This window comes from Paraburkholderia nodosa, assembly GCF_001718195.1.
In the GTDB taxonomy this organism is placed as follows: Bacteria; Pseudomonadota; Gammaproteobacteria; order Burkholderiales; family Burkholderiaceae; genus Paraburkholderia; species Paraburkholderia nodosa_A.
In genome coordinates, this window is the sequence record NZ_MCNV01000019.1 from 25,621 (window position 1) to 43,897 (window position 18,277).

The following is an 18,277-nucleotide window of genomic DNA, read 5'->3' on the forward strand; positions in this document are numbered from 1 at the left end:
GGGCGATCAGGCCTGCACTTTGTGCGAGGGCTGGAGCGCAGGGCTGCCCGCGTTGTCCTTCTGCTCGTTCGAGATCAGTCGCCATGCCACACAGGCGCCGATGATGTCGAACAGCATCAGGCACACGAACAACGGGTTATAACCGATCGTGCTGGCCACTGCGCCGACGATGAGCGAGAACACCGTCGCGCCGAGGTAGCCGAACATGCCCGAGAGACCCGTGGCCGTGGCGACTTCGTGCTGGCCGAACACGTCCGAAGCCAGCGTGAACAGCGCGCCCGAAATCGTCTGGTGTGCGAAGGTGCCGACACAGAAGAGGGCGATCGCGGCGTAGGGGCTCGCAACGAGGCCCACGCAGGCCGGACCGACCATCAGCAGCGCGCCGGTCGTGATGACGAGCTTGCGCGAAGTGATGAGCGAGCAGCCGAACCAGCGGATGAAGAGCGGCGCGAGGTAGCCGCCCACGAGGCAGCCGAGGTCGGCGGCGAGGAACGGCATCCATGCGAACAGCGCAATTTCCTTCAGGTTCATGTGACGCACGGTGACCATGTACAGCGGAATCCACGCGCCGAAGGTCTGCCATGCCGGTTCCGCGAGCATGCGCGGAATGCCGATGCCCCAGAAGCGGCGCGTCTTGAGCACTTCCTTGAACGAGGCGCGGCGGCCGCGGGTCGACTTCTGCGCTTCGGTCTGGCCTGCGCGGATGTAGTCGGCCTCTTCCTGCGAGAGCCGCGGGTGCTCCGCAGGCATCTTGAAGAACACGAGCCACAGCGCCACCCAGATCAGCGCGCCGCTGCCGGTGACCACGAATGCGAACTGCCAGTTGAACTTGAGAATGCACCACACGACGAGCGGCGGAGCGAGCATCGCGCCGATCGAGGTGCCGGTGTTGAGCCAGCCGGTCGCAACCGAGCGCTCCTTCGCGGGGAACCATGCGCTGATGGCCTTCATGCCGGCCGGGAAGATGGCGGCTTCGGTCATGCCGAGCATGCCGCGGAAAGCCGCGAGTGCGGGCCAGCTGCCGGCGAGGCCGTGCAGCATGTTGGCGACGGCCCAGCCGAACGCGAAGATCGCGAAGCCGATCTTGATGCCCACGGAGTCGAGCACGAAACCGGCGATCGGTTGCGCGAGGGCATAGCAGGCCTGGAAGGCCGTGACCACGTACGAGTACTGCTGCGTGGTCATGTGAAGCGTTTCAGTCAGCGTGGGTGCGGCTACCGCGAGCGAACTACGCGCGAGGTAGTTGAAGATGGTGCCGATCATGACGAGGCCGATGATCCACCACCGCACCCCCTTGATTGTCTTGCGTTGCACTGCGCGTCTCCTGCTGTTGGCGGGCTCTGGCACCAAGCTGTGCCTTGCCGGGATCAAGGGCGCTGCTGTTCGCATCGGGCCCTTCATGTAAGACATCATTCTATTTGCGGCAAAGTTGTAAAGCAAATATTGATGTGATGGGGATTTCCCTGATGCAGGGTCGGGGTCGGACGACCGGCGCGACGTCTGCCCGGCCATTTGTTGACTTTGACCATCATTTCTGGAGCCGCGCACGCCGATCTCACGGGTATTTCGCGCCAGTCCGATGACTGGTCGTCATACATCCTGGGGTGGCCCGCAGCGCAATGGCGGGTTGACAATTATCGTGTTGTATTACAACAATGCGACCCATCCGCTCGATAGTTTTTCGAGCCACCGCCCGCGCCACGCGCACCACGAAACACGACAACGGACGAGACACGATGACTTCCCCCGCCATGCCCGTGAGCGATGCCGCGCTCGAACAACTGCGCCACGTTTCCAACGCCACGCTCACCACGCAACTTTTCAAACGCGGCCTGCGCAACGTGTTCCTGCAGGGCGTAAAGCCGCTCGCCGCACCGGCGCCGGGCGCTCCCAACCTGGTCGGTCCGGCCTTCACGATGCGCAATATCCCGGCGCGCGAGGACCTCGACCAGTTGAGCGCGTTCCAGAACCCCGAGCATCCGCAGCGTAAGGGCGTCGAGACCGTGCCCGCGGGCGCGGTGCTCGTGCAGGACTGCCGCGGCGTGACTGACGCTGCCTCGATGGGCTCGATCCTCGCCACGCGCATGAAGGTGCGCGGCGTGGCGGGCATGGTCTCGGACGGCCCGGTGCGCGACAGCGCGACCATCGCGGCGCTCGGCATTCCGGTGTTCTGCGCGGGTGCTTCGGCGCCGCTCAATCTCTGCAGGCACCACACGGTCGACCTGAACGTGCCGATCGGCTGCGGCGGCGTGGCCGTGTTTCCGGGCGACATCATCGTCGGCGATGCGGATGGCGTGGTCGTGATTCCGCGTCATCTGGCCGAGGAAGTCGCGCGCGACGCCACGGAGCAGGAAACGCTCGAGCGCTTCATCACCGAGCGCATCGAGGCGGGCGCGGCGCTGCCGGGCACCTATCCGCCGAACGAGGCAACACTCGCTGCGTACGACGCCTGGAAGAAGGAGCAGCGTTGAGCGCGCAGCACGACGTGACGCTCGATGCGGTGTCGACGCCCCCGGTGAGGCCGCTCGAGGCACACGATGCGCGGCGCTCGTCGGTCGGCGAGTGCCCCGTGTGGCGTGCTGAGGAAAGCGCGCTTTACTGGGTCGATATTCCCGCTCAAACGCTCGTTCGCTATGCGGTCGATACGGCGCGCCGCACGGAGTGGACGCTGCCGGAGCGCATCGGCTGCTTCGCGTTCGCGCGCGATGGCGGTGTGCTGGCGGCGTTGGAGACGGGACTTTTTGCCGTGACGCTGCACGAACCGGCCGCGAACGCGCGGGCAGGCGAGGCAAGTGTGCGGCCGCTCGCGAGCGTGGCGCACGAGGCCGCGCGCATGCGGTTCAACGACGGCCGCTGCGATCGTCAGGGCCGTTTCTGGTCCGGCACGATGGTGCAGGACGCGGCGGCGCCCGACCCGGCGGGCAAGCTCTATCGCTACACGGCGCAAGACGGCTTGTCGGCGCCCGTGGTCGAGGGGTTGTGCACGCAGAACGGCCTCGCCTGGTCGCCGGACGGCCGCACGATGTATCTCTCCGATTCGCATGCGTCGAGCCGCCTGATCTGGGCCTTCGACTACGACATCGACGATGGCGTGCCCACGAATCGCCGCGTGTTCACCGATCTGCACGACTACACGGGGCGCCCCGACGGCGCGGCCGTGGACGCCGACGGCTGCTACTGGACCTGCGCGAACGACGCGGGCCGCTTGCTGCGCTTCACGCCCGCAGGGCGGCTCGAGCGCAGCGTGGCGGTGCCGGTGGCCAAGCCTTCGATGTGCGCGTTCGGCGGAGCCAACCTCGACATGCTTTACGTCACGACGATCTGCCCGCCGCAGACCGGCGAGCTGGACGGCCTCGTGTTCGCCATCGATGCCGGTGTGCGTGGCCTGCCCGAGCCCGCTTTCGCGGGTCCGCTGCGCGCGACCGACTGACCTTTGCCCTATGCCCTTAACGCGTTGACGATATGCCGCCGTTTCAGGACCGTGGCTCGGCCTGCCCGATGCGATTCACACCGGCCTCGGCCTGCGCTGGCTGGAGCCGGGAGAAACGCAGAAAGCGCAACTGCGCATCCGCGCGAGTGCGCTGCGATAAAGCGGGACAGCGCAAAAGCGTAAGCGCCCGTAAATTGGCTGCAAATTGGTAAAGCGGGACGGAAAGCGCGCAAACACCCGCAAAATGGGGGCTGGCCGGGGCAGGTGCACGCTATCGGCGTGCCATATGACTTACAATTGACGACACTCCTGACAACCCAAAGTGCACCGTCCGATCATGTCTGAGCAGAAAGCGCCGAATATGCCGGCGCGGATTTACAGCGACATCCTCAATCGCATCATCGAGGGCGAATACAAGGAAGGGGAGCGCCTGCCGACCGAGCACATGCTCGCGGAACGCTTCGCGACCTCGCGCCCCACGGTGCGCGAGGCGCTTGCCCAGCTGCGCGCAGACGGCATCATCGCCACGCGCCACGGCTCGGGCACGACGGTCATGCGGCGTCCCGACCCGGACGTGCGCCGTTTCGCGCCGCTCGAAACGCTGTCGGACATTCGCCGCTGCTACGAATACCGCGTGGTGGTCGAAGCCGGGGCGGCCTCGCTCGCCGCGCAAAAGGCCGAAGATGAAGACATCGCCGCGATCCAGCGCGAGTGGGACAACCTGCAGACCATCATCGAGACTTCGGGCATCGGCGCGAAAGACGACTTCGCGTTCCATATGGCCGTGGCGCGCGCCTCGAAGAACCAGTTCTTCATCACGGCGCTCTCGGGCATCCAGGAGCAGATGGTGTTCAGCATGAACCTGTCGCGCAACCTCTCGCTCGTGAAGTCGATCGAGCGGCAGCGCCTCGTGCAGCAGGAGCACCTCGAAGTGCTCGAAGCGATCCAGGCGCGCGACCCCGAGCGCGCATCGACCGCTATGCGCGCGCATCTCGAGCGCGCCGTAAACCGGATGTTCGGCTCCTGAGCGCACCTGCGCGGCGTGTGCCTTCATGGGTTCAAACGTTCTGCGCCGGCTGGCTGTTGTGACTGCGACGATCGCGGCGAGCGCGCTGATCGTTGCGCCGGCACCCGCACAGGCTCGCGCCGTGCGACCCGTCAGTGTGATCGCCGACGCGCGCATGACCGTCGATACCCCGCAAGGCCACGCACAATTCCCGCTCTATGTGAGCGCGGACTGGAACGTGCCGCGGCCCGCCGTCCAGCGCGCGGTGGTCATCGTGCACGGACGGCTGCGTAACGCCGATACCTACTTTCGCACCGCGCAGCATGCGCGCGAGCTGGCGGGCGTCGATCCGGCGGCCACGCTGCTCGTCGCCCCACAGTTTCTCGCCACCGCCGACGTGAGCGCGCACCACGCACCGGGCGACCTTCTGAGCTGGCGCGGCAACGCGTGGATGGGCGGCGCGGACGCCGCGAGCGGCGTGCCGGTGAGTTCCTACGCCGTGCTCGACGACATTGCGCGGCATCTCGCCGACCGGCGTCTGTTTCCCAATCTGAAAACGATCGTGTTCGCGGGGCATTCGGGCGGCGCCCAGGTGCTGCAGCGCTACGCGATCGCTTCGCATACGGATGCGCTCGCCGCCGCGGGAATCGACGTGCGTTTCGTGGTGGCGAGTCCGTCGTCGTACGCGTATTTCGACGCGCAGCGCCCCGGCGCGAACGGCGCGCCGGGGCCATTCGACGCCTCGCGCTGCGCAGATTTTGACCACTGGAAATACGGGATGGAGAACCGGCCGGCATCCATCGCCGGGCGCACGCCCGCACAGCTCGAAGCGGACTATGTGAAGCGGCGCATCGTCTACCTGGCGGGCGGTAACGACGACGACCCGGCCTCGGCCTCGCTCGACAAGCGTTGTGCTGCACGGGCGCAGGGCGCGCAGCGCGTGGCCCGCGCGCAAGGCTTCTACCGCTACCTGCAAACTCGCCACCCGGATGGCCTGAACCAGACGTTTCATATCGTCCCCGGCGTGGGACACGACGGCGCACGCATGCTCACGTCGAGTTGCGCATTGGCGACGATGTTCGATACGCCTGGCTGCGCGCCTTGACGGCTCACGCTGCGTTGCGCCGGACCCTCCAATGGCAGACGGGCGTGGAACTCGCATTGCACGAGATCCACGCCCGTCTTCAGTCCGGCTGGCGGCAGCGGTTGCCTCCGCCAGCGGAAAGTGAAGCGTAACGCTTAGGCAGCCTGCTTGGTGGCGCGCGCCGAAGCTTGCGCGACGGCCTTCGTCGCGGCCTTGCCGGCGGCGTCGAAGTTGCTTTCCGCGAATTCCACAGCCTGCTTCGCAGCCTTGTTCACCGACGTGTACGCGTTGTTGGCGGCGTTCAGCGCCGACTTGATCGCGGCGACAGCGGCTTCCGAGCCGGCCGGGGCGTTCTTCACGGCGTTGTCCACGAGCGTTTCGAGCGCGCGCTGCTGCGTTTCGTACTGCGACTGCGCGGCGGTGGCGAATTCGGCTTGCGTAGTCGAAACGATGCCGTAGACGCTGCGGCCATAGGCCAGCGCTTTTTCAGCGGCGGGCTGGGCGAAGCCGGCTTGCACGGCGAAGAAGCCTTGCGGGTCCTTGGCGGAGAGCGCGCGCTGAGCTTGTTCCTGACCTTCGGCGAACGCCGAGCGGGCCGTTTCGATGTTGAGTTCGGCGAGCTTGATCGCGCCTTCGAATGCCTTGCTCGTCAGGCCGAAGAGGGCCTCGAGACCGGCTTTCTGGTTGGCGGCGAATTGTTCGGGGGTCGGCAGGTTCATGTCTCTTTCCTTTGGGGACGCTACGCGTCGGTTTCGGTTACGAAAACAAACTTTCGGTTCGATCACCGGTTCGCGCAGACAAAGTTTTGTGCGATGCAGCAATCGAGTTCATGGTAACCCATCCATAAAACGTGTCAAGAACTTTTTTGTGCGTCGCAACAATTATGTAAACGCCTGATTTTGGGTGGAAATTTCCAACATGGCGGGAGGCCCCTAAGCTGGGCGGCGCGGCGCGTGAACCGCTTGAGCGCAGCGCTTTGCGTCTGCGCGCAAAATGGCCGTTCCCTCGGGCGAGCGCGGGGTGCCGAAGGCTGGCACCGGCGCGCAACCCGGGTTGGTCCCCCAATCTAGCAATGGCGGCCCCGACTGCGGCTCGAACCTGCTTTCGCAGTCGAACGGGCGCGGTGCGCGCAGCCGCCATGCGCGAATCCATCAGGAGAGCGGTAATGGGTGCATCGAACGACAAGTCTCCCGGTCATTCCACGACGAGCACGGGCGCGCCGGCTGTCAGCGACCGTAACTCGCTCACGGTCGGTCCTGACGGCCCGATCGTGCTGCACGACGTGCATTTCCTCGAGCAGATGGCGCATTTCAACCGCGAGAAGGTGCCCGAGCGCCAGCCGCACGCGAAGGGCGCCGGCGCGTTCGGCGAATTCAAGACCACCGAGGATGTGTCGCGCTACACGAAGGCCGCGCTGTTCCAGAAGGGCGCGGCCACGGAAATGCTGGCGCGCTTTTCGACCGTTGCGGGCGAAATGGGCAGCCCCGACACCTGGCGCGACGTGCGCGGCTTTTCGCTGAAGTTCTACACGACCGAGGGCAACTACGACCTCGTCGGCAACAACACGCCGGTTTTCTTCGTGCGCGACCCGATGAAGTTTCCGCACTTCATCCGCAGCCAGAAGCGTCTACCCGACTCGGGCCTGCGCAATGGCCAGATGCAGTGGGACTTCTGGACCAACAATCCCGAGTCCGCGCACCAGGTCGCCTATCTGATGGGCGAGCGCGGCCTGCCGAAAACGTGGCGCCACATGAACGGCTACGGCTCGCACACCTATATGTGGGTGAACGCGAAGGGCGAGAAGTTCTGGGTCAAGTATCACTTCCATACGAACCAGGGCATGCAGTTCTTCACCAACGCCGAAGCCGCGGCGATGGCGGGCGAGGACGCCGACTTCCACCGGCGCGATCTGTTCGATGCGATCAAGCGCGGCGAGTTTCCGTCGTGGACGCTCTCCGTGCAGGTCATGCCGTACGCGGAGGCGAAGAAGTACCGCTTCAATCCGTTCGATCTCACGAAGACGTGGTCGCACAAGGACTATCCGCTCATCAAGGTCGGCACGATGACGCTCAACCGCAACCCGGAGAACTTCTTCGCGCAGATCGAGCAGGCCGCGTTCTCGCCGGGCAACACGGTGCCGGGCATCGGCCTCTCGCCGGACAAGATGCTGCTGGGCCGCGCGTTCGCCTATAACGACGCGCAGCGCGCGCGTATCGGCACGAACTTCAATCAGTTGCCGGTGAATCGTCCGAAGGTTCCGGTGCAGACCTATATGTTCGACGGCAACATGGCCTACGAACATAGCGGCAACGCGCCGACTTACGTGCCGAACAGCTTCGGCCGTCCGTGGGCGGATACGACGGGCGCGGCGGACGACGGCTGGGAAGCCGACGGCGACATGGTGCGCAGCGCCTACTCGCTGCATGCGGAAGACGACGATTTCGGCCAGGCGCACGCTCTCGTGCGCAACGTGTACAACGACAAGCAGCGCGAGGCGGTGATCCAGCAGGTGGTGGCGAGCCTGAGCGGCGTGGGCAGCCCCGTGCGCGAGCGCGTGTTCGACTACTGGAAGAAGATCGACGCCGAAGTGGGCTCGCAGATCGAACAGCAGGCGGGCAGCGGCAAGTAAGCCGTCGAAGCCACGAGAGAGCCGGAACGGGTTGCACGGCCCGTTCCGGTTTTTCTTTTGTGCGCGGCCGTTTGCGAGGCGCCGCATGGCGGCCGGCCGCCGCCAAACTGGCAGAACCGCCATCTGGTGGATTCTGCAGCGTCAGGGACGACGGGGCATAATGCGCGAGTCGCCGTGTGGCAGCATCGCGCAATCCCGCCGGCGGACCGCGTGCGGCGGGAATAAAAATGCCGCGCCGGGCGTTATCCCTACTGATCCGCAACGGCCAAGTCCACGTGAAAACTTCCCTTTCCGCCGAATCCCCGTTTGTCGGTGCCGACGCCGGCGCGCAGAAATACACGCGCGTTGCCGTGCTATTGCACTGGTTGATCGCGCTACTGATCCTCACGAACGTCGCCCTCGGCCTGACTGCCGCGCTGCTGCCCGACGGCGCGCTTTCGGACACCGCCATCCGCTTCGTGATCGATACGCACAAATCGATCGGCATTACCGTGCTCGGACTGGCCATCCTGCGCGTGCTGTGGCGTCTTACGCATCGGCCGCCGGCGCTGCCCGCCGAATTTCCGGGCTGGGAGCGCGCGTCGGCCCACGCCGCGCACGTTGCGCTCTACGTGCTGATCTTCGCGATGCCGCTTTCCGGCTGGCTGCACGACTCCGCCTGGGTCGCCGCCGCCTCGCATCCGATGTATCTCTTCGGCCTCGTGCAATGGCCGCGCATCGGCTTCATCATGAATCTCGATGCGGCCACGAAGGAACAGTTGCACAGCCAGTTCGGTGCGCTGCACACGGCGTGCAGCTATGCGCTTTATGGCGTGCTCGCGCTGCATATTGCGGGCGCGCTCAAGCATCAATGGATCGACCGTCATTCGGTGCTGCGCCGGATGATGCCGTGAGCAACAGGTAAGGGTACGACTTGAAAAACACGCTTGAAGATGCGCTCGCACGCACGTCGCCGCGCCTCGTGCCGCCTCCCACGCCATTCGCGAGCATCGCCATCCACCTCGGTGTCATGGCGCTCTGGTTCGTGCTGTTCGCGCGCGCGTTCTTCCTGCAAGGCGTGGTCGCGTGGTCCACGGGCATTGCCTATGTCGTCTACGACACGGTGTTGCTGCTGTTCGTCGCCTGGAAGGCGCGCGTGCTGCTTGCGCCTGCGGCAGCACCCGCGGACGCAGGCGCGGCGAAGCTGCCGACGCTCGGCGTGATCGTCGCCGCGCACAACGAAGCGGCCGTGCTGCCGATCACGCTCGACGCGCTGTTCGCGCAAACCCGCGCGCCGCAGCAGATCTTAATTGCCGACGACGGCTCGACCGACGGCACGGCTGCCTTGCTCGCGCAGCGCTACGGCCTGGCCGACCCAGGCGTCGGCAAGCTGAGCGCGCCTTCGCCGCAGTATCCGAATCTGCGCTGGCTGAAGCTCGCGCACGGCGGCAAGGCGCGCGCGCTCAATGCGGCCTTGCTTGCGATCGCAACGGAAACGGTCATGACCGTGGACGCCGATACGCTGCTCGAACCCGACGCATGCGCTGAGATGGCGAGCGCGTTTGGCCGCGAGCCGGCCCTCGTCGCGGCGGCGGGCCTGCTCACGCCGGTTTGCGACCATACGTTGAGCGGCCGTTTTTTCCAGTGGTTCCAGACCTACGAGTACATCCGCAATTTCATCTCGCGCTTCGCGTGGATGCGCGCCGACAGCCTGCTGCTCATCTCGGGCGCGTTTGCGGGCTTTCGCCGCGATGCGGTGATGGCCGTGGGCGGCTTCGATGCGGATTGTCTCGTGGAGGACTACGAACTGATTCACCGCTTGCGCCGTTATTCGGCGCGCAAGGGCCTGGGCTGGGATGTGCGTGTGCTGGGCACCGCCCGCGCGCGTACCGATGCGCCCGGTACGCTGACGACCTTCCTGCGTCAGCGCCGCCGCTGGTTCGCGGGCTTCCTGCAAACGCAGTACTGGTATCGCGACATGACGGGCAACCGCAAGTACGGCAAGCTCGGCCTCGTGATGCTGCCCGTGAAGGCGTTCGACACCGTGCAGCCCATTTATGGACTGACGGCGTTCGCGTTGTTGATCGCCTTTTTGTTCGACGGCCGCTTTACGATCGTGCTGCCGGTGCTGGGCGTAATCGTCGGCAAGATCGCGATCGACCTCGCGTTTCATTTGTACTCCGTACATCTTTACCGGCGCTGGAGCGGCGACCGCACGCACTCGAGTTTCGGCATGGCGTTTCTTGCCGCCATCTTCGAGCCGTTTTCGTTCCAGTTGATGCGCCACGGAGGCGCGGCGCTCGGATGGCTGCATTTCCTGCTCGGGCGGCGCAAGTGGGGCGTGCAGAGCCGCACCGGGCTGGCGGCGGCGCGCAACCGCGAGAGCGCGACGTCTCAATGATCTGATTTCCGTGGCATTCGACTTGCTCCCAGGTTAAAAGGGCCGCGCCACGCGCGCGGTTCCGGCCTTTAACCGGTCAGGGAGAATCAAATGCATCGAATCAGCGTCCTCGCTTTACTATTGCCGCTCGCACTCTCAGGCTGCCTGTCGTTCAGCAGCAGCGATCCCAACCCGCCACCGCCGCGTACCGTCGTCGTGCCGCAGCAGCCGGCCACCGAGGCGCCGCCACCCCCGCCGGGTGCGGCTTGTGTTGCGCCTTGCTGATCGATTCACTGACCTGCGGCAGCGTTGTGCATTGCGCCGTCCGGCGCTTTCGCCTCCAGCGCGTGCCGCACTTCGCGCATCAGGCTGCCCGCGAACAGCACGTCCGGTACATCGTCGAGACCCGCCGAGCGCAACGCTCGCGCGGTCCACGTGTTGCAGGTATGCAAGGCATCGTAAGTCCCTGACGCCGCGAAATAGACGCTGCCCGTATAGGGTCCGTCGGCGAGGCGGCGCGGCGCGCCATCCGCGTCGGTTTCCAGCGAAGTGCGCAGATAGCGCTGAACGCTGGCAAGTCCGGCGTCGCCCACCGGCACCTCCACGACGTTCTGCGGGCCGAAGGCCGCCTCCGGGGCCGCGCGCAGTACTGTCATCAGAACGGTAGCCTGGCTCGGTATGAGTGCGCCGATCATCGTCAGCGGATCGTGGCGGCGTTCCACCACGAACTGTCTCTCTCCAAAGCCGAAACACAGGACGGTTGCGTCGTCGAAGCCGCGCGCGAGTGTGTCGACCCAGGCATCGGCGTCGCGCACCCGCAGGCAGATATCGGTGTGCCAGTCGCGCTGCACGACGGCAACAGACGTGCGCGTTGGGCCGTCGCCGGCCGCCGGTTCGAGCGCGGCAGGCAAGGGACCGGCCATGTTCGTACATGCGCCGAGTGCGAGCGCGGGCACGATTGCGCAAAGCGCTTGCCACGCAGCAATTTTCGTACGACGCTCGTTCACGCAGGTCGCTTCGGTCATTGGAACTCAAGGCCCTCCAGTTGCGTGCCGCGTCTGCATATAGCGTGCCGCGCGAGCGCATTGCACCACCTTGAAGCGCAAAATCGGCGCCGCATTGGCATGCCCCGTTTCGACGCCGCCGAACCGCCCCGCGTTGCACCAATCGAGCGCATGAAACGCGCTCCAGGGCCGATGGCATACGCCTTGCTTTTTCCTGTACCGCAGCGCGCAACGCATCGTCTCGCCTCATTCATGAGACGAAACGCGGCGGCGCCCGCTGACCGAGTTGCACTCACGCGCGAGAACGAACCGATGCAAGTCCATGACGAAATGCGCGACGAGGGCGCGGTGCGCCCGCACTACGAACGCTTCCAGCAGTGGCTGGAGAGGCAGACTGGCGAGACGATGGCGCGCAAGCGCGCCGAGGCGGACCTGTTGTTCAGGCGGGTCGGCATCACGTTCGCGGTGAACGGCGACCTCTCCGGCACCGAACGGCTCATTCCCTTCGACCTCATTCCACGCATCATTCCCGCAGACGAATGGGTTCTGCTCGAGCGCGGACTGCGCCAGCGCGTGCAGGCGCTAAATCTGTTCCTGCACGACGTCTATCACGAGCGCAACATCGTGCGCGCCGGCGTGATTCCGGCCGAGCAGGTCTACACCAATGCGCAGTACCGGCCGGAGATGCAGGGCATCGACCTGCCGCTGGGCGTGTATGCGCATATCGCGGGCATCGACATCGTGCGCGATGGGCGCGACGGCGCGTTCTACGTGCTCGAAGACAATTTGCGCGTGCCCTCCGGCGTCTCGTACATGCTCGAGAACCGCAAGATGATGATGCGGCTCTTTCCTGAGTTGTTCGTTCAGCACAAGGTGGCGCCGGTCGCGCATTATCCCGATCTTCTGCTCGATACGCTGCGCTCGGTGGCTCCCGAAGGCGTGGACGATCCGACCGTCGTGCTGCTCACGCCCGGCATGTACAACTCCGCGTATTTCGAGCATACGTTTCTCGCGCAGCAAATGGGCGTCGAGCTGGTGGAGGGCAAGGATCTATTCGTAGAGGATAACTACGTATTCATGCGCACGACGCAAGGGCCGCGTCGCGTAGACGTGATCTACCGGCGTGTGGACGACGATTTTCTCGATCCCCTGGCGTTTCGCCCCGACTCCGCGCTCGGCGTGCCGGGGCTGCTCACGGCCTACCGCGCGGGCCGCGTCGTACTCGCCAATGCGATGGGCACGGGCGTGGCAGACGACAAGTCGATCTATCCGTATGTGCCCGACATGATCGAGTTCTATCTCGGCGAAAAGCCGATCCTGAAGAACGTGCCGACGTGGCAATGCCGCCGGCCCGACGATCTCGCCTGGACGCTCGAACATCTGCCGGATCTCGTCGTGAAAGAGGTGCACGGCGCCGGCGGCTACGGCATGCTGGTCGGTCCCGCTGCCACGCGCGAGGAAATCGAGGCGTTTCGCACCCGGCTGCTTGCGCGGCCTGGCAATTACATCGCGCAGCCCACGCTGTCGCTCTCCGCTTGCCCAACCTTCGTCGAAGCGGGCATCGCGCCGCGCCATATCGATTTGCGGCCCTTCGTGCTCTCCGGCAAGACGATCCAGATGGCGGCCGGCGGTCTCACGCGCGTGGCGCTCAAGGAGGGCTCGCTCGTCGTCAACTCGTCGCAGGGCGGCGGGACCAAGGACACATGGGTGCTCGAATGATTCCACTGGCCCTACCACACGCACACCAAGAGGTTCGACCATGCTGAGCCGCACCGCCGATCATCTGTTCTGGATGGCCCGCTACATGGAGCGCGCGGAGAATACCGCGCGCATGCTGGACATCAATCTGAAGGCGCTCCTGCTGCCCGGCAGCGCGGACGCCGAGGCGCGCACGCATCGCGCGATGCTGCGGATCTCGGAACTGGAGCCCGCCTTCGATGCGCGACACGAGGAAACGACCAGCAGCAACGTGCTCAAATTTCTCGTCGCGGACCCAACGAACCCGTCGAGCATCTACTCGTGCCTGCAGGCGACGCGCGAGAACGCGCGCGCGGTGCGCGGCACGCTCACCACGGAATGGTGGGAAACAATCAACGACACGTGGTTGCAATTCGTCGAGCTGTTGCGCGGCGGTGAGCTGGAAGCGCGTCCCGATGCGCTGTTCGAGTGGGTGAAGTTCCGCTCGCATCTGTCGCGCGGCGTGCGCCTTGGCACGGCGCTGCAGGACGACGCGCTCTTCTTCACGCAGCTCGGCACATTCCTCGAGCGCGCGGACAACACGGCCCGCATTCTCGACGTGCGTTTCGTCGACGTGGAAAACGCCGACTCGCGCTCGGCCGCGCGTCAGCTCGAGGACTTCTACTACTGGACCTCGATTCTCGGCTCGGTTTCCGCGCTCGAAATCTATCGCAAGGTTTACCGCGACGTGGTGACGCCCGCGCGCGTGGTGGAGCTGCTCATCCTCAACCAGCAAATGCCGCGCTCGCTGCTGGCGTCGCTGGATGGCGTCTGCACGAATCTCGCGATGCTGCGCACCGATGGCTCTCGCGAAGTGGAGCGTACTGCGGGCAAGCTGCGCGCCGAGCTGCTTTATGCGGACCTGCGGCAGATCTTCTCCCTTGGCGTGCATACGTTTCTTACGCAGTTTCTCGCGCGCGTGTACGAGCTGGGCAATCAGGTGGCGCGCACCTATCTGATGTTGCCGGTCGGTTAGCGCGATCCCGCGCTCATCGAACTCCCAATCGCCTCGATGGAGGATTGACGTCATGCAACTCGCGGTCCGGCACGACACGGTGTACCGCTACGAAGCGCCCGTGCATTATTCGATCCAGCAGTTGCGGCTGTCGCCGCTCACCACGCCCACGCAGATTGTCAAGCAATGGCAGGTCGAAGCGCCGGGCAAGCTCGATGCGTGCCGCGACGCCTACGGCAACGCGCTGATGACGCTGGTGCTCACGCGTCCGCACAAGGAAATTCGTCTGCGCGTGCGCGGCGAAGTCGAGACCGTGGCATTGCCCGATGGCCGGCTGCCCGAAGGCGAGGGCATGGTGCCGATGCACCATTTCACTTCGCCGACACGCCTCACCGAAGCCGACGAGGCACTCACGGAATTCGCGTTTAGCCTGCCGTCGCTGGACGACACCGCGGCCGTACTCGACGCGGCGTCGCGCATCACGGAGCGCGTGCGCTACGAATCCGGCGTCACGGATGTGACACACACCGCGGCGGACGCGCTGGCGCTCGGCCGTGGTGTGTGTCAGGACCATGCGCATGTGATGCTGGCGGTTTGCCGCGCGCGCGGCGTACCGGCGCGTTACGTGAGCGGATATATCGACCCCGGCGACGTGCCCGAAATGGCGAGCCATGCATGGGTCGACGTGTGGCTCGACAACGGCTGGGTGACGGTGGACGTCACGCACGCATGTTTCGCAAGCGAAAAATATTGCCGGATCGCGGTGGGGCGCGACTATGACGCAGCCGCGCCGGTTCGCGGCCGCCGCGTGGGCGGCGCCGGTGAAACGCTCGATGTCAGCGTGCACGTGAGCGCGCAACAGTCGCAGCAATAGTTTTGCCGCTATAACAAAAAGAGCGGCGAGGTCAGGGAGGCGCATGACGTACTGTGTGGCAATGGCAGTGGATGAGGGGATCGTGTTTCTCGCGGACACGCGCACGAATGCGGGTGTCGATCACGTCAGCACGTCGCGCAAGATGGCCGTGTTCGAAGAGCCCGGCGAGCGTGTGCTCGTGCTGCTCGTCGCGGGCAATCTGGCCATCACGCAGGCGACGCTGCAGGTGCTGACCGAGCCGCAGGACGCGGGGCGCGCCACGCTCTGGAACGCGCCTTCCATGGTCGAGGCTGCGCGCGTGGTGGGCGAAGCCGTACGCGAGGTGCACCGGCGCGACGCGGAAGCGCTCAAGACTTTCAACGTCGACTTCAACTGCAGTTTCATTCTCGGCGGCCAGATCGGCGGCCATGCCATGCGGCTGTTCCAGATCTACGCGGCCGGCAATTTCATCGAGACGTCGAGCGTCAATCCGTATTTCCAGATCGGCGAATCGAAGTACGGCAAGCCGATCATCGACCGCGTGCTGACACCGGACACGCCGCTCGACGAGGCCGCGAAGTGCGCGCTCATCTCCATGGACTCGACACTGCGCTCGAACCTCTCGGTCGGCCTGCCGCTCGACCTGCTCGTGTACGAGCGCGACGCGCTCCGTGTCACGCGATACGCGGCGCTCGACCAGTCGAATGCGTATTTCCAGATGATCCATTCGACGTGGGGCGAGCGGCTGCGCCAGGTCTTCGGTGAGATTCCCGATCCGCTCTGGACCGACGAAGGCGATGTGCCGCGCCGCGAGCGCACGACGTTGCCCAGCGCCCCGCGCGCCGCGCATGAGGGGCACGCGAGCGAACCGCGTCCCGCACAAACGCTCGCGCAAGCCCAGCCGCAAGGCGCCGCAAGCGCGCCGCGTATGCCGCGCGACGGTTAAAAGGGCGGCTCGAGCGCGCTTCCTTTTTGCCTGGCCAACTGCGGAACCGGTATCCTGCTGCGTAATATTCGCGGTACGCCGCGCGCAATGCGCGTCCCCTCGACACTGGAGGCAGGCTGATGAAGCAGAACGACGAACCCAGGAACGGGCGTCCCGAAGAACCTTCCATTCCCGCCGGTCCGGACGATCCCGCGCGCCGCCGTGTGCTCGGCGGGCTGGCGGCGGTTGGCGTGGGCCTCGCGCTGGGCGGCTGCGAGACGCCGGCGCAGAGTGCGGCGGGCGCGCCGCGCAGCGCTGCCGACGCGCGCGTCGATGCCGCGTTGCGCGACCAGGTGCGCCAGATCGTCGTGATCTACGCCGAGAATCGCAGCTTCGTCAATCTGTACGGCAACTATCCCGGCGTGCAGACGCCGCTCGCGAATGTGAGCGCCGAGCGCTACGCGCAGCTCGATCGCGACGGCAAGACCCCGTTGCCGCAGTTGCCGAAGATCTGGGGCGGCCTCGTGCCCCAGGCGCAGGAGCTGGATGGCAAGCGCTACATGATCGCGGAGCATCAGATCACGGGTCTGTCCAACCGTCCGTTCCGGATTGTGGATACGCACGGCAATCCGTTGCCGAACGGCATCATCACGCGCGACCTGATCCATCGCTTCTATCAGAACCAGATGCAGATCAATGCGGGGCGCAACGACCAGTTCGCCGCGTGGGGCGACTCGGGCGGCCTCGTCATGGGCTTCTACGAGAACTCCGCGCAGACGCTGCGGCTCTGGAATATCGCGCAGCAGTACACGCTCTGCGACAACTTCTTCATGGCCGCGTTCGGCGGCTCGTGGCTCAACCACATCTTCCTGATCTCCGCGCAGGTGCCGCAATACGCCGATATCCAGACGAGCGCCGCCAGGCATCTCGCCTCCGTCGTGGAGGGCGACGATCCCACCGGTACGCGCCTGAAGGTCGCGCCGAACTCGCCGGCCTCGGCGCTCGACGGGCCGCCGAAGTTCGTGAACGACGGCCTCTTCACGCCCGACGGCTACGCCGTCAACACGATGGCGCCGCCGTATCAGCCGAGCAACGTGCGCCCGTCGGAAGACGGCAACCCGGCGCTCGCCGATCCGGCCAATCCGCGCGTGCTGCGCCCGCAGACGTACGCGACGATCGGCGACCGGCTATCGGCGAAGGGCGTCGACTGGGCCTGGTACAGCGGCGCCTGGCAGTTTGCGCTGGACCATCAGGACACGGGCGCGGTGCCCGACTTCCAGTATCACCACCAGCCGTTCAACTACTTTGCCAACTTCGCGCCGGGCACGTCCGCACGCGCGCGCCACCTGCGCGATGCGGGCCTCGGCGACGATCCGTCGACCAACCGTCTGCTCGCGGATATCGACGCAGGGCGCTTGCCTGCCGTGACGTTCTACAAGCCGCAGGGCAACCTGAACATGCACGCCGGCTATGCGGACGTCGAGTCGGGCGACCGCCACATCACGACCGTGATCGAGCACATCCAGCGCGGCCCGCAATGGGCGAACACGATGATCGTCGTGACGCACGACGAGAACGGCGGCTGGTGGGACCCGGTCGTGCCGCCCTTGGGCGACCGCTGGGGTCCGGGCTCGCGCATCCCGGCGCTCGTGATCGCGCCGTTCGCGAAGAAGGGCTATGTCGATCACACGTTCTACGACACGGTCTCGATCCTGCGCTTCATCAGCCGCGTGCATGGCCTCGCGCCGCTCGACGGCGTGGCCGCGCGCGATCAGACGTTCCTCTCGCGGGAGCAGACTCCGCCCGGCGATCTCACGGCGGCACTCGATCTGGCCTGAGTGCTGCACGCACGGATGCATCGAGGGAGAACGGGCGGCGGCCGTCGCGAAACGTTTGCGCCGCCGCCCGGGTTGCCCATCCGGAACGCAATTTGATGCATCCGCGACACAAGCGACGAACTCTCTATCCGATCAATGAGTTGGCGCGCTCGCCAGGCGGTTATCAACAGGTTTGTCACCAAAAACTGTGGACAACTTTGCTGCGCAAAAAACATGCATTTTTCATGTCGTTTGCGAGCTTCCCGTTTCCATTCAAGGAGTTGATGCGGATGTCCAGAACTTGCTAACAGGGCTCTCAACAAAATCTGTGGAAAACCCTCCGCGCGTTTCCCCCCAAAACGCCGCCGCTGCAACAAACGGCAACGCTGCGCACAATCCGAATCGCATCAAGCACTTGGTGCAGTCGTCCCAGGGTTACGCACAAGGCTGTCCCCCAAAGTTGTGGATAGCGCACCCA

At 65.4% G+C, this 18,277-nt stretch carries 15 protein-coding genes and 1 pseudogene; 13 read left to right on the forward strand and 3 right to left on the reverse strand.

What is annotated here, in order from left to right:
* Positions 1–6 precede the first annotated feature (6 nt).
* Positions 7–1,314, reverse strand: a complete 1,308-nt coding sequence (locus BFD71_RS26745) for an MFS transporter (protein ID WP_370684318.1) — start codon at positions 1,312–1,314, stop codon at positions 7–9.
* Positions 1,315–1,736: 422 nt separating this feature from the next.
* Here BFD71_RS26745 and BFD71_RS26750 point away from each other — a divergent pair, with 422 nt between their 5' ends.
* From BFD71_RS26750 to BFD71_RS26765, 5 genes and pseudogenes are all read left to right on the forward strand, one after another.
* On the forward strand, positions 1,737–2,471 hold the full coding sequence (locus BFD71_RS26750) for a ribonuclease activity regulator RraA (RefSeq protein ID WP_069267342.1): 735 nt from the start codon (positions 1,737–1,739) through the stop codon (positions 2,469–2,471).
* Positions 2,468–3,430: an SMP-30/gluconolactonase/LRE family protein gene (locus tag BFD71_RS26755; RefSeq protein ID WP_370684319.1), complete on the forward strand. Its 963-nt coding sequence runs from the start codon at positions 2,468–2,470 to the stop codon at positions 3,428–3,430. Before BFD71_RS26750 ends, BFD71_RS26755 begins: the two co-directional genes overlap by 4 nt.
* Before the next feature lie 49 nt (positions 3,431–3,479).
* A pseudogene (locus BFD71_RS42310) lies at positions 3,480–3,590 on the forward strand (aldose epimerase); the annotation flags it as partial.
* A gap of 177 nt (positions 3,591–3,767) precedes the next feature.
* Positions 3,768–4,457 (forward strand): FadR/GntR family transcriptional regulator, encoded by a 690-nt coding sequence (locus BFD71_RS26760; protein ID WP_069267343.1) that lies wholly within the window; start codon positions 3,768–3,770, stop codon positions 4,455–4,457.
* Between the two features lie 25 nt (positions 4,458–4,482).
* Complete coding sequence (locus BFD71_RS26765) at positions 4,483–5,541, forward strand: hypothetical protein (protein WP_069267344.1); 1,059 nt, start codon at positions 4,483–4,485, stop codon at positions 5,539–5,541.
* A 134-nt stretch (positions 5,542–5,675) separates the two neighbouring features.
* Here BFD71_RS26765 and phaP read toward each other — a convergent pair whose 3' ends face one another.
* The gene (gene phaP / locus BFD71_RS26770; protein WP_069267345.1) at positions 5,676–6,239 is read right to left on the reverse strand and encodes a TIGR01841 family phasin; all 564 of its coding nucleotides are present in this window, start codon (positions 6,237–6,239) and stop codon (positions 5,676–5,678) included.
* 446 nt (positions 6,240–6,685) lie between these two features.
* On the opposite strand from phaP, the gene BFD71_RS26775 reads away from it, so the two are divergent.
* The 3 genes from BFD71_RS26775 (at position 6,686) to BFD71_RS26785 (ending at position 10,529) form a co-directional block, all read left to right on the forward strand.
* Positions 6,686–8,149 carry a catalase gene (locus BFD71_RS26775; protein WP_069267346.1) on the forward strand — a complete coding sequence of 488 codons (1,464 nt, stop codon included), beginning with the start codon at positions 6,686–6,688 and terminating at the stop codon, positions 8,147–8,149.
* A gap of 275 nt (positions 8,150–8,424) precedes the next feature.
* Entirely contained in the window at positions 8,425–9,042 is a 618-nt protein-coding gene (locus BFD71_RS26780) for a cytochrome b (protein WP_069267480.1), read from the forward strand.
* A gap of 20 nt (positions 9,043–9,062) precedes the next feature.
* Entirely contained in the window at positions 9,063–10,529 is a 1,467-nt protein-coding gene (locus tag BFD71_RS26785; protein ID WP_069267347.1) for a glycosyltransferase family 2 protein, read from the forward strand.
* Between the two features lie 269 nt (positions 10,530–10,798).
* On the opposite strand, the gene BFD71_RS26790 is transcribed toward BFD71_RS26785, so the two are convergent.
* Entirely contained in the window at positions 10,799–11,533 is a 735-nt protein-coding gene (locus BFD71_RS26790; RefSeq protein ID WP_069267348.1) for a DUF2459 domain-containing protein, read from the reverse strand.
* Positions 11,534–11,824: 291 nt separating this feature from the next.
* Here BFD71_RS26790 and BFD71_RS26795 point away from each other — a divergent pair, with 291 nt between their 5' ends.
* From BFD71_RS26795 to BFD71_RS26815, 5 genes are all read left to right on the forward strand, one after another.
* Positions 11,825–13,231: a circularly permuted type 2 ATP-grasp protein gene (locus BFD71_RS26795; protein ID WP_069267481.1), complete on the forward strand. Its 1,407-nt coding sequence runs from the start codon at positions 11,825–11,827 to the stop codon at positions 13,229–13,231.
* A gap of 40 nt (positions 13,232–13,271) precedes the next feature.
* The gene (locus BFD71_RS26800) at positions 13,272–14,225 is read left to right on the forward strand and encodes an alpha-E domain-containing protein (protein ID WP_069267349.1); all 954 of its coding nucleotides are present in this window, start codon (positions 13,272–13,274) and stop codon (positions 14,223–14,225) included.
* 52 nt (positions 14,226–14,277) lie between these two features.
* Positions 14,278–15,078: a transglutaminase family protein gene (locus tag BFD71_RS26805; RefSeq protein WP_069267350.1), complete on the forward strand. Its 801-nt coding sequence runs from the start codon at positions 14,278–14,280 to the stop codon at positions 15,076–15,078.
* Positions 15,079–15,121: 43 nt separating this feature from the next.
* On the forward strand, positions 15,122–16,003 hold the full coding sequence (locus BFD71_RS26810) for a proteasome-type protease (RefSeq protein WP_069267351.1): 882 nt from the start codon (positions 15,122–15,124) through the stop codon (positions 16,001–16,003).
* Positions 16,004–16,122: 119 nt separating this feature from the next.
* Positions 16,123–17,820 (forward strand): acid phosphatase, encoded by a 1,698-nt coding sequence (locus tag BFD71_RS26815; RefSeq protein WP_069267352.1) that lies wholly within the window; start codon positions 16,123–16,125, stop codon positions 17,818–17,820.
* Positions 17,821–18,277: the final 457 nt, after the last annotated feature.